The organism is Streptomyces sp. CB02009 (assembly GCF_001905825.1).
GTDB lineage: Bacteria > Actinomycetota > Actinomycetes > Streptomycetales > Streptomycetaceae > Streptomyces.
In genome coordinates this window covers 1,382,510-1,393,933 of record NZ_LIVV01000001.1, presented here as the reverse complement: position 1 = coordinate 1,393,933, position 11,424 = coordinate 1,382,510, and the positions used below count along the sequence as shown (strand labels likewise).

Genomic DNA, 11,424 nt, shown 5'->3' with positions numbered 1-11,424 from the left:
GCTCCCGTGGCCTTCGGGAGACACCGATGCCGGAACGCCGTCCGAACGGCACGCCGGAGTGCCGATGCGGTCGGGAAACGCCCGAGCCCATGCTCAGGCCGTACCCGGGCCCGTGCTCATGCCGGTGCCGGTGCCGGAACGCATGTCCGTCGCGGACGGGGAACGGACGGTGGGAAACGGGCCGAGTCACACGGATGCGGTGAGCCACCGACGCGAGCGTGGGCAGAGGCGCACCCGGCGCTCGGTGGAGAGACGCTGCTCCGGGATCCGATCCGGGACTGGGCTACGAGTCCGGGATCCGGCGTCTTCCCTCGGGGTCGGCCCGGAGGGGGACGGCGGCGGGCAGCGGGCCGCGGTCAGCCGGCGGGGTCGTAGATCCGCTCGGCCTCCGGCACGCCGGCGGCGTCGTAGAGCCGCTCCAGGGCGTCCGGTGCGTAGATCTCGTAGTCCGGGACGATGCCGCCGATCAGGCCCAGCATCTTGTCGGTCCACTCCTGGGACTTGCTCATCGCGCTCATCGTCGCCTTGAAGAACGGCGGCAGTTCGGTGAGTTCACCCAGCGTCGTCGTGAAGTCGTAGACGCCGGCGCTCTCCTCGTCGCGGAGCTTGTTGTACTCGGCCAGCGCGTCCTCCATGGGGCGCTCGCCCGCGAGGCCCTGGTGGATCCGCTCGGCGAGGAGCTCGCCGTGCAGGAAGGAGTCCGTGATGCCCCAGCCGGTGTAGGGGTCCTTGTGGTAGCCGGCGTCACCGACCAGCGCCCAGCCCGGGCCGTACGCGCGGCGGTAGTAGTTGTCGGGGTAGCGCATGGGGCGGAAGTCCTCCACGCGCCGGCCCTGGTCCCGCAGCTGCTCGCCCATCTCCGGGGAGACATCGTCGATCACGGCCTGGAAGTTGGCCTCGACGTCCTGGCGGAACTCCTTGAGGTGGCGCTTCGCCCCGATGATGGCGACCATGTTGACATCGCCGTTGGTCGGCCAGGTGCCGAACCACTTCTCGTTGAAGCCGTTCTTGTGGTGCAGGCCCCACGACTCGAGGCCGGCGTAGTACGAGTAGTAGACGAACCCGGCGGCGGGGCGCACGTTGTACAGCTCCGCGCCCACCTTCTTGGCCACGGTGGAGTGGAAGCCGTCGGCACCGACGACGATCGTCGCACTGAACTCGTGCTCGGGGCCGTCTCCTTCGCGGCCGCGGATGCCCGTGACGCGTCCCTCGGAGACCACCACGTCGGTGACGGTGAATCCCTCGACGACCTCGGCGCCGGCCCGGCGGGCGGCGTTGACGAGTATCTCGTCCAGGACGGTACGACGGGGGCAGTAGACGGCGTCGATGCCGTCGACAGGCTCCGCGAAGCCGTTGAGCTCGATGCCTCGGTAGGAGTAGTGCATCTTGCGGAGTGCGGGCGTCTTGGCCGCGATGATCTCGTCGAGCAGACCCCACTCCTGCAGGCGCAGCAGACCGGCCTGGTGGATGTAGTGGGTCGACACCGCGTCGCTGGGGAAGGAAGCCCGGTCCACTACGAGGACGCGGTGGCCTTGTCGGGCCAGATGCATGGCGAGAGGCGATCCTGCGCACCGGCCACCCACAACGATGACGTCATACATAGATTTCCCCTGCTGGTCGACTTAACGGCCTGAAGCTCGGTCTGGTCAGAACGCGAGCGCGAAACGGAGGCTATGCAAGGGGTAGATCCAGGTCAAGCACGCCCCACGGGAAGGTAATGCAGTAGGGGCGATATTAAGTCTGCGGAATTCAACACTCCACGCATTTTTGGCCCGCCATGGGCGATTTGACCGAACCAAACCAGCCGAAAATCATGCTTCTAAAACTCCCCAAGGAAGGGTAAAGAAGAAGCCATTCCGCTTATGCCCGTCAGAAGATGCCCAATGCATTGGTTTCAATCTGCACCACTATTGCGGCGAAACCTCGGGCGGAGGCGGCCCGGCGCTCCGCGGTACGAGTTCTGATCGATCAGAACGAGCGGCGGCGCGGGCGTGGCGGCTGCGCAGCACGGACGGCTCCCGCGGGGGCGTTGATTCGTCCCGTGGTGCCCCTCGGGCTAAGGGAGGCCGAAGCCCAGGACGAGAGCGTCCTGGTCGGGAGTACCGACACGCTTCAGATCCGCCGACGCGAAGACGTGCACGGTGACGGTCGGGCCGGCATCGCCCACGGCGTGCATCCGATGGTAGAAGTTCTCGTCGAAGCAGAACCCCTGACCGGCTCCGACCTCCTCGGGGTGCGGGGCACAGCCGAGGCGGGCCCGCTCGTGCAGGAGGGACCCCCGAGCCACGAAGACGGCTCCTCGCACGCCCTCGTGGTCCAGGTACGCGGTACCCGGGGGCATACTGCTCCAGCTCAGGGCCCAGACGCTGATGTCGCCGGCCTCGAAGAGGCGGATCCAGAGGCTCTCCCCGTCCGCACCCGCCAGACGCACCCGCCAGCGGGCGTAATCGCGGCCGGCGTCGTGAGCGACGTCCAGCAGGGCTTCGGGTCGCAGGAGTTCCCTGGTCGAGGTGGAAGCCGGCTCTCTCATCGCTGACACCGCCCTCACGCACCGGGTCGTCGGTCCGCCGTGCGACGCACCGACCCCCTCTACCAGCGCCTGCCCCGGTCATGCCGTTTCATGCCGCGGTCCCGCCGGGTCACGTGATCGTCCGCGCGTGCGGGCGAGACCCAGGAGGCCGACCGGGACGCCGGAAGGGTCCGCTTCCGTGAGGAGCGGACCCTTCGCGCCGCGGAGCGATCAGCGCTCGTCGCGCTTGCCCCGCAGGGCGTCCTTGGCGTCGGACGCCGCTTCCTTCGCCTTGCCCTCGACCTGGTCCATCTTGCCTTCGGCCTTCATCCGGTCGTTGCCGGTGACCTTGCCGACCGCTTCCTTCGCTTTGCCCTTGATCTTGTCCGTGCGGCCCTTGTCAGCCATGACCTGTCCTTCTGGGTGAGGAATTGGGAACGATGACAAACTAGGACATATCTGCCCACGCCGCCTCCTGACCGCATCGTCGGGCGTACCTCCTCGTCCCGGGCACTCCCCCGCGGAGCCCGCCCGCCCTCCTAAACCCTTCGCCAGGTGTCGGTCGCCGGGACGTACCGCACCAGCCCCAGCCCTTCGAATGCGCGCAGCCATCCCTCCATGGGCCAGCTACCCCAACGAGACTGGTAGAGGGCTCCGTTGCGCAGGATGTCGTCGATGTGGTCGACGGGCGGCCGTTGAGTCGGATGGTGCTGGTGATAAGCGGGTGCTCCGCCCACCCACCACAGGTCCACGCCCCGCCGGGTCGCCTCGGCAGCGAAGTCGGTGTCCTCGCCCCCGTATCCGGTGTAGTCCTCGCAGAACCCTCCGACGCGTTTCCAGGTACGGGCGGTGAGGGCGAAGGAGAGCGACCAGAACAGCCGCGGGTCTCCCCCGCGCACGACCTCCCCGGTGCCGGGTGCGGGACGGGCCGCGTGCGGTGGCGCCATGTCGGCCAGGGCGTCGAGTCGATAGCCCCCTTCGGGCGGGGGCGGCAGATAGGCCACGGCGCCGCAGAGCAGCGCTCCGTCCTGGGCGGCACGGGCGTAGGCGTCCAGGAGGTCGGGACCCGGGACGCAGTCGACGTCGAGGAAGACCAGGAGTCGCGCGCCCGCGGCCAGAGCCCTGGCGGCGCCGGCGTTGCGGGCCGCTGCCAGCGGAAGACGCCCGTCCGCCAGAGGCAGGCGGAGCACCTCGGCGTGCGGCCTCCTTCCGGCGACGACCGCCTCGATCCCTGGATCGGCCATGGAGACGACCACGTAGTGGTCGGGGGTGCACTCGCCGCGGGCGAGTCCGTCCTGCTGGAGACGGAGATGCCGATGCCGCCCCGCGGCGAGGGTGATCACCGCGGTACGCACGCGGACCGTCCGGGCCGGCGCAGGCACAGCTCGGTGAGCAGGCGGCCGGCGGTGCGGGCACCGTCGCCGGGCGACCACTGCCGCCAGCGGTCAGGTCGCGCGGCCGCCTCCGCCAGCAGAGCGGGCCATGCCCGAGGGACCGGCCAGGTGTCCCGAACGGTCGCCAGCCCCGCCGTCCGCAGGGCGCGTGCGGTGGCGGCCTGTTCGCCGTGGGGCCGGTCCTGAGGGAGGACGACGGTGGCGGTACGCGCGGCGGCGCACTCCGCCACGGCGTTCTGTCCGGCATGTGTGACGACGACGTCCGCCCGGCACAGCACCGGCCACGGATCGTCCGTCCAGCCGGCAGTCGGGCCGCCGAGCCGGGTCCACGACCAACCGGGTGTCGCCCGCATCGCCTCCTCGACCTGGCGCTCGGTGACATCGGCTCCACCGGCGCCCAGCATCAGGACCACCTCCCTGCGGGAGGGCCCGTCGCCGACCGCGGGGCGGGGCCGGCCGTCGTAACGGGAGATGCTTCCGGTGTGCACGGTCTTGGCGTACCAGTGCGCGGGCCAGCCTGGCTCGGGCAGCGACCGCGGCCAGGGGGCGAGGAGAGCGTCGGCCAGGTCATAGGCGAGGCGGTGTGCCTCGTCGCCGCGGTCCCCTCGCATGGCGGCGACCACGACCGGAGTACCCATCAGCCGGACCAGGGTGGCGACCTCGACCGACACGTCGCTGACGAACAGGTCGGGGTTCACCCGTCTGACCCATTCGGCGATCATGCCCAGCCGCTCCCGGTGCCCGTCGTGCCGGACCGGGGCCCAGTGGAGACGGCCGCGTGCCGTGGGGTCGTCCGGGGCGCCGTCGATGTCCGGCGGCAGGGACATCCAGCCCCCTGTCCACGAGCGCGGGCGGGGCAGGGACGACAGGATGGTCACCGGCCCCCGTACGTGCGCGGCGACACAGACGGCGCGGTGCAGGTGTCCGCGACCTTGGTGGTGGACGTAGTAGCCGATCACGACCTCACCTCCTCGTACAGATCGGTGTATCCGTCGGCGGTGCGCTCGAGTGAGCAGAACTCCTCGGCCCGTCGGCGTACGTCACGCCGGTCGAGTTTCATGGCCCGCGGGATGAGTTCCGCCAGGGCCTCCACGTCCCCCGCCCGCGCCAGGAGCCCGCAGTCTGCGGTGAGGATCTCCGGCAGGGCGCCCCGGTCGAAGCCGCAGACCGGAGTCCCGCATGCCAGCGCCTCGGCAACCACCAGCCCGTACGGTTCGTCCCAGCTCGGGGTGACCAGGGCGGCGCTCGCGGTACCCAGCAGTTCGACGAGCTCCTGACGGTCCAGGTGTCCGACGTACTGGACGTCGCCGCCCAGCGAGGGCTGTACCTGTTCGTCGAAGTACGTCCGGTCGGAGATCGGTCCCGCGACGCGCAGCCGCACCCCGGCCGCGCGCGCCGCCGCGATGGCGTGGTGGGGCGCCTTCTCGGGCACCAGCCGCCCGAACCAGACGAGGTCGCCGCCGCCCGGGCCGGGCCTCCAGTGGTCCATGTCGATGCCGTTGCGTACGACGCGCGCCGAGGGAACGGTCTGCCTCCAGGCGCCCGCGGTGAAACTGCTGACCGCCGTGAAGGTGACGGGGCACGCGTCCTGCGCCGTGATGGCGGACTCCAGCCACGGGGTGGGCGGAGTGTGCAACGTCGTCACCACCGGCACGCGCAGTGCCGATGCCATCGCGATGGGCAGGTGGTGCAGGCTGTTGTTGTGCACGACGTCGAACCGGTGCTCCCCGTCCGCCGCCAGGTCCAGCATCAGTCCCAGGTACGCGTGGTGCTCTTCCATCCACCTCGCACTCGGCATGCTCGCGTCCGAGCGGGCTGCCTCGCTCAACACGGGTCGCCGCACCCGTAGTTCCCGCGCCCCGAGCGCCGGGTCGGAGCCCGGTGCCGCGAAGAGCTCCACGTGGTGGCCCCGTCGGTGGAGGGTGTGCGCGAGCCACCAGGTGTGAGCCTCCAGCCCTCCGGCGAACGGTTCACTGATGGGGAACCGCGCGGACGCGATGAGGGCCACTCGCAGGCCGTTCATCACAGCAGGCTCGCGTACAGGGCCCGGTGCGCGGCGGCGAGCGCGGCGCGCTCCCGCGCGCGGTCCGCCACCGTGGCCCGGGGCGCGGGCCCCTCGTCGTACGCCGTCCGCACCGCGGCGTGCAGCGATTCCGCGTCGAGACCGGCTTCTTGCGAGTTTCCGTAGGTCAGGCAGGGCCTCTGTTGGGCGTAGAACCCGCAGTCCGGGGCCGCGACCGCGGTGCCCAGGTCGTGACACGCCTCCAGCCAGCCGGAGTGGGTGCCGAACCGGTAGGGCAGAACCGACAGGTCCAGCCGTTCCAGGTATTCCCAGAGCTGCTCGTCGCCGAAGTAGTCGTGGACCTCGAGGGTGAGGCGCCCTCGGTCCGCGAGGTCTTCCAGCGCCCGCATGAGGTCCGGGTCGTGCGCCGCTGAGCCGGAATCCGCCACGTCGTGGTGGATGTTGACCTGGAGTTCCGCGTCCCGCAGTTCCGCGACCGCATCCGCGAGGACCCGGACGACCGGAAGGACGGACATGTTGGGGCGCAGGCTCTTGGCGTGGACCCCGACGCGGAACCGGTCGGTGCGGGGGCGCGGGCGGGCCATGCGGGGCAGCTCGACCACGTGCGGATGGGGCAGGACGGCCGCCGACCGGTGCCAGCGGCGGCGGATGCTCTCCGCGGCCCCGGGGGTCAGGGTGATCAGGCGCTGGGCGGAGGGAACGACGACGTCGAGGGCCGCGTCGTGGGCGGCGGGATCGGGCTGGTGGGGGTTGCGGAGATCGTGCACCGTGTAGACCAGGGGCTTCGCGTGCCGGTCGAGGGCCTCCAGAAGCGACGACAGCTGGGCCGGGCTCTGAGCGTCGAAGCCGAAGTGCAGGTGGAAGAGGTCGAAGTCGTCGTGGTGGTCGTGCACCCACTCCGGGGCGAGCATGACCGGCGGCCACCAGCGCTGCGACGTACTGGGGGCTCCGTTCGGCCGGGGATCGGCCAGTCGCCGTACACCGTCGGATTCCGGAGCGGCGCAGTGGCGCGTGTACACATGGCCGGCCGGCACGGAGGCCACCCGGATCTCCTGCTCGGGTTGCGCGGAGGGCTGCCGTACGGGCATGGTGCGCTCCTTCGTCGGGGGCTGCCGGCCGGTCGGGGACACGCGGTCCCGACCGGTGCCGCGGGCGTCGGTCGGCTTCTCTTCCCGTGCACCCCGTCAGCCGGTCATGGCGCGACTGCCCCGTAACCGAAGCCGAAAACGGGCATAACGTCAGCATTCCGCCATCGGTCCTTCGCGCGGGAGCGGGCTCCGGAGCGTTCCGCGCGCTCACGCGGCGGCCGGTCCTCGCAGGCACCCGCTCTGCGCCGGGCCCGGGTCGCGCCCCTGGTCGTCGGCCCCTCGGCGAACCCTGAGGCGCGGCGGGCGACTGTCCCCCCGTCTCAGGGGTAGGCGCCAGGAAGCAGGCACGGCGGCAGAAGGGCGAAGATCCATGAGCACCTCCCTGAACATCGCCTCCGACGCCACATACCCGGACCGCATCCTGATGACCGTGACGGGAGAACTCGACCCCGAAACGTGCTCACGTCTCGCCTCGGCGACCGAGATGCTCACCCTGCGCGGGCGGGCCCTCCTCCTGGACCTGTCCGGCATGACCTTCATCGACTCCGGCGGCGTCAAGACCCTCCTCGCGCTGCGGAGGCGGGTACAGGAGGCCGGTGGAGCCCTGCAGTTGTGCGGCCCCGGCGCCCAGGCGCTCCATCTGCTCGACGTCACCGGCACCCGCCATCTGTTCACCATGCGGGCCTGCCCGCCCCGCGCGGCGTCCGGGCGCCCCGCGTCCCCGGCGGCGCACGGTGGCCGTCCCGTCGTCCGCGATGCCGACACCGCGTCACGCGCGGCCCCGCCCCCGGGCAGCGATCACGTCGCGGCGTTCCGCCACGTCAAGGAGCAACGCGACGTGAACACCGTGGTCCTCACCCTGCGCGGTGACGTCCTCATGGTGGAAGCGGAAGCGAACTGGACGCCCGAGGAACTGGTCGTACACATGCCCCTGGACCAGGCACGACTGATCGTCCATGAGGTGTCCTACGCGACCCGTACCGGTGCCCGTCGTCGAGCCCACCTGCTGATCTGGTGGATGCCCGCGTCCGCCCACGAGCAGGAGCACGCCTATCAGGCGGCCTTCGAGACGTTGAAGAGGCAGCACACCGAGGCGCCCGTCCACGTGATCGCACGGACTCCGGAGCACCTCGCCCACCCGAGGCTCGTGGCCCTCGCCGACTGACCCGCGTCCTTTCGGAGCTGTGCGACCGGGCCCGCGCGATCGCGACCGGGGCGTCCGGAGGCGGCTCTGGAACCGACCTGTGTGCCCGTGCGCGAAACGGGCAGAGGCGTACTGTGAGAACAGCTCGGAGGGCCGGTCGGCGTCCCGACCGCTCACGCCCCACCGGGGGCGTGCGGTGGTCGCCCACCGGTCGCGCAGCCGTGGACCTTACTCGGCCCGGGGCCCCGACAGTGTCGTGACGCCCCCTGTGAGCCTCTTCGTGTACGACGATCCGGTGTTCACCGGCCCGTCACCGCTGCTGGCGGGCGGACGGGTCGGTCTGGTGAAAGGCAGCGATCCATGCCCGTGGAGTACACCACCGAGGGCCCCGTCCTGGCTCTGCGCCTGCGTGCCGATCTCGACGTCACCGCTCGGGCCGCCGCGGCCCTGCGCGTGGAGCGCTTGGTGCTCGCCCACCGGCCGGGGGGTGTGCGCCTGCACCTCGCCGCCGGCTACGCCACCGGCGCCTCGCTGAGCGTTCTCGCCCGGGTGCGCCGCCTGTGCGAGGGCCTCGACATCCCTCTGGTCGTCACCGGCGGCCCCTGGGCGGCCCGCACGCCGTTCGCCATCACGGTCACGCAGGCCGTCGGCGCCTGACCCGCACGGGACGGGGCGGAGGGCCCGATCGCACCAGGCCGGGAGAGCCGCGAAGCCGTCCCGGCCCGCGACGGCTAGCCGGGGGGCCGCGGCCGACGCTCCTCTCGCACCTGTCGGCCCTCGTCGCGCATCCGGCGCCCTTCGGCTCGCATGGCGGAGTCCCGCAGGGCCTTGCCCTCGGACTCCTTCATCAGTCCCCGGACCTGCAGGTATGTGGCTCGTACGACACGCATCGCTTGCTGCCTCTCGAACTCGGCTCCTGGAGCGGGCTTCCCCTCAGGGGCATCCCCGCATGGGCGTTCTGTGCTGTTTGCCCGAACTGTGGCGGCGGAAACGTGCGGGAGCCGGCGCTTCGGCCGTGCGCACCGGACGGCTCCGCCCAAGCCTCCGCCCACCGCTCACCGGTCCCCTGCCCGGGTCCGCAGGAGCAGCAGAGCCGTGTCGTCGGTGTGCCGGCCGGCGGGCCACGCCCGGCGGATGAGGCGGTCGACCAGGCTCTCGGCATCCTCGCCGTGGTGACGATGGAGATACCCGGCGAGGTCGTGGGTGGTCTGGTCAGGCTCCGTGCCGGACACTTCGACGAGTCCGTCCGTGTACAGCACGAGCGTGCTTCCCGGCGGGAGGTCCAGGTGGTTCACCGGGTAGTCCGATCCGTGGTCGATGCCCAGGAGCGGGCCGGGATCGAGTCCCACGACCGAACCCGGTTCGCCGGGGCGGTGCAGAAGGGGCGGGGGATGGCCTGCGCTGACGAGCTGGACGCTGCCCCGGGCGAGGTCGATGCGGGCGTAGAGGGCGGAGACCAGCAGCTCGGTGCCCAGGTCGAGGAGCACGCGGTTGGTGTGGGCCATGACCTGGTCGGGTGAGGCCTCGGCGGTGGCGTGGATGGCGGTACGGACCTGGCCCATGAGGGCGGCGGCGGCGATGTTGTGCCCCTGGACGTCGCCGATGACGGCGGCGACGGTGGTGGTGTCGTCGAGGCGGATGACGTCGTAGAAGTCCCCTCCGATGTCCATGCCGTGACTTGCGGGGAGGTAGCGGGCGGCCAGGGTGAGGCCCGGCACGGAGGGAAGGCCGTGGGGCAGCAGCGCCTCCTGCAGGCCGAGGGCGAGACCGTGGACGTCGTCGTAGAGCCGGGCCCGGTCCAGGGCCTGGGCGATCAGGCCGGCGAGGGCGGTGAGGACCGCCCGCTCGTCGGCGGTGAAGGCGTGCGGCCGGTCGTAGGAGAGGATGCAGCACCCCACGGGTCGGCCGGAGATGAGGAGGGGCAGGAACGCCCAGGCGCGCTTTCCGCTGAGGAGAGGAGCGCGCGGGAACTCCTCGGCCATCTCCTCCGTGCTGCCGAAGAAGGCGGGAACGCCGGTCGACAGGACTTGTCCGGCCGGTGTGAGCTGCGTACCCAGCGGCAGACCGTCGAGACGCTCGAGGGTCTCACGGTCGTAGCCGTGCCAGCCGGTGATTTTCAGGCGGCCGGCGTCCGCCGCGGACAGGACCAGTCCGTCCGCGCCGAAGGCGGGCAGGACCTGCCCGGCGATCAGCTCGACGACATCGTTGACCGCCACCGTTTCGGTGAGCGCGGACGCCAGGTGGAGGAGCTGGTAGAGGCGGCCTGTGTGGGCGGTCGACGAGGCGGCGGAGACGACGCGTGGAAGCCGGGGCGGGGCGGGGGTCCGGCCGGTGGGAGGCTCTTCGGACACGGGGGTGATCCGGACGCTGATGCCGCTGGCATCGGGAAAGAGCTGGAAGCGGAGGGGCCGGTCAGGGGGATGCGGCGAAGTGAACTCGACGGGTTCACGGCTGATGACGGCGGTGCGGTAGTGGTCCTCGACGACGGGTTGGTCCAGCCATGGCAGGGACTGCCAAGGACGCGTCCCGAGCAGGCGACTCGCGCTTCGGCCGAGCAGGACGGCCGCCACGCCGTTCACGAACGTGATCCTTCCTTCCAGGTCCAGTGCCAGCGCGCCTTCGGGCAGCCGTTCGGCGAAGTCCGCGGCCGCGGCGCCCGCCCGGCTCCCGTACGGAGAGGAAGGGGCGAGCGGGACGCGGAGAGGCTGCTCGGGCAGGCGGGGCGGCTCCGGAGACTGGTCCAGCCTGTGGGCGATGCGGCGGGCCTCCGCGACGATGTGGCCCGTTTCCCGGCGGGTGGCCCGTTCCGGGTGGGAGGCCGGCCACAGCAGGACCAGACCGCCCCAGGAGCGCGTCCGGCCGGACAGCGGCGCGGCGGCGAGCGCGCAGCGGTACGGCAGGCTGACCGCGACGCGCGGGTAGGCGCGGGCCATCTCCTCCTGGGAGCCGACCCACACCAGACGTTCCTCCCGGACGGCCACGCTCACCGGAGTGGTGGTCGCGAGCGGGACCCGGTGCCAGGGCCAGGCAACCTCGTCGGGCAGCCCGCACAGGACAGCCAGGTCGAGGGCGCGAGCGGTGTCGTCCCGCAGATAGAGCACCCCCGCGGAGGCGCCGGTGCGTCGCACGCTCTCCACCAGCGCGGCTCCGAGCGACCCCGGGCCGGACGGCTGCTCGGCGACGCCAGGTGGCACGGCTCGCATACTGCGACCATACGCTGACACACCCGCGAGGGCTCTTCGCCGACGGTCGAGGCACCGGGGCTC

The 11,424-nt window shown here is 71.6% G+C and carries 10 protein-coding genes; 2 read left to right on the top strand and 8 right to left on the bottom strand.

Going from position 1 to position 11,424, the window contains the following annotated elements; all coding sequences use genetic code 11:
• Window positions 1–356 precede the first annotated feature (356 nt).
• The 7 genes from AMK27_RS06225 to AMK27_RS06195 form a co-directional block, all read right to left on the bottom strand.
• A complete protein-coding gene (locus AMK27_RS06225) occupies window positions 357–1,601 on the bottom strand; it encodes an NAD(P)/FAD-dependent oxidoreductase (RefSeq protein WP_073903259.1) in 1,245 nt (414 codons plus the stop codon).
• 455 nt (window positions 1,602–2,056) lie between these two features.
• Window positions 2,057–2,530 carry a hypothetical protein gene (locus tag AMK27_RS06220; RefSeq protein WP_073903256.1) on the bottom strand — a complete coding sequence of 158 codons (474 nt, stop codon included), beginning with the start codon at window positions 2,528–2,530 and terminating at the stop codon, window positions 2,057–2,059.
• Between the two features lie 210 nt (window positions 2,531–2,740).
• Window positions 2,741–2,917 carry a CsbD family protein gene (locus AMK27_RS06215; protein WP_073903253.1) on the bottom strand — a complete coding sequence of 59 codons (177 nt, stop codon included), beginning with the start codon at window positions 2,915–2,917 and terminating at the stop codon, window positions 2,741–2,743.
• A gap of 131 nt (window positions 2,918–3,048) precedes the next feature.
• Window positions 3,049–3,864: a glycosyltransferase family 2 protein gene (locus AMK27_RS06210; RefSeq protein ID WP_073904032.1), complete on the bottom strand. Its 816-nt coding sequence runs from the start codon at window positions 3,862–3,864 to the stop codon at window positions 3,049–3,051.
• Window positions 3,849–4,862, bottom strand: coding sequence for a glycosyltransferase (locus tag AMK27_RS06205; protein ID WP_073903250.1), 1,014 nt, complete (start codon window positions 4,860–4,862; stop codon window positions 3,849–3,851). The genes AMK27_RS06210 and AMK27_RS06205 overlap by 16 nt, the downstream gene beginning before the upstream one ends.
• Window positions 4,859–5,926, bottom strand: coding sequence for a glycosyltransferase (locus tag AMK27_RS06200; protein WP_073903248.1), 1,068 nt, complete (start codon window positions 5,924–5,926; stop codon window positions 4,859–4,861). Before AMK27_RS06200 ends, AMK27_RS06205 begins: the two co-directional genes overlap by 4 nt.
• On the bottom strand, window positions 5,926–7,014 hold the full coding sequence (locus AMK27_RS06195) for a glycosyltransferase (RefSeq protein WP_073903245.1): 1,089 nt from the start codon (window positions 7,012–7,014) through the stop codon (window positions 5,926–5,928). Before AMK27_RS06195 ends, AMK27_RS06200 begins: the two co-directional genes overlap by 1 nt.
• Before the next feature lie 370 nt (window positions 7,015–7,384).
• Between AMK27_RS06195 and AMK27_RS41120 the strand changes: the two genes are divergently transcribed.
• Together AMK27_RS41120 and AMK27_RS06180 are read left to right on the top strand one after the other, a co-directional pair.
• A complete protein-coding gene (locus tag AMK27_RS41120; RefSeq protein ID WP_079188222.1) occupies window positions 7,385–8,179 on the top strand; it encodes an STAS domain-containing protein in 795 nt (264 codons plus the stop codon).
• 339 nt (window positions 8,180–8,518) lie between these two features.
• Window positions 8,519–8,815, top strand: a complete 297-nt coding sequence (locus AMK27_RS06180; protein ID WP_073903243.1) for a hypothetical protein — start codon at window positions 8,519–8,521, stop codon at window positions 8,813–8,815.
• Window positions 8,816–9,213: 398 nt separating this feature from the next.
• On the opposite strand, the gene AMK27_RS06175 is transcribed toward AMK27_RS06180, so the two are convergent.
• Window positions 9,214–11,361, bottom strand: a complete 2,148-nt coding sequence (locus tag AMK27_RS06175) for a SpoIIE family protein phosphatase (RefSeq protein ID WP_073903241.1) — start codon at window positions 11,359–11,361, stop codon at window positions 9,214–9,216.
• Window positions 11,362–11,424: the final 63 nt, after the last annotated feature.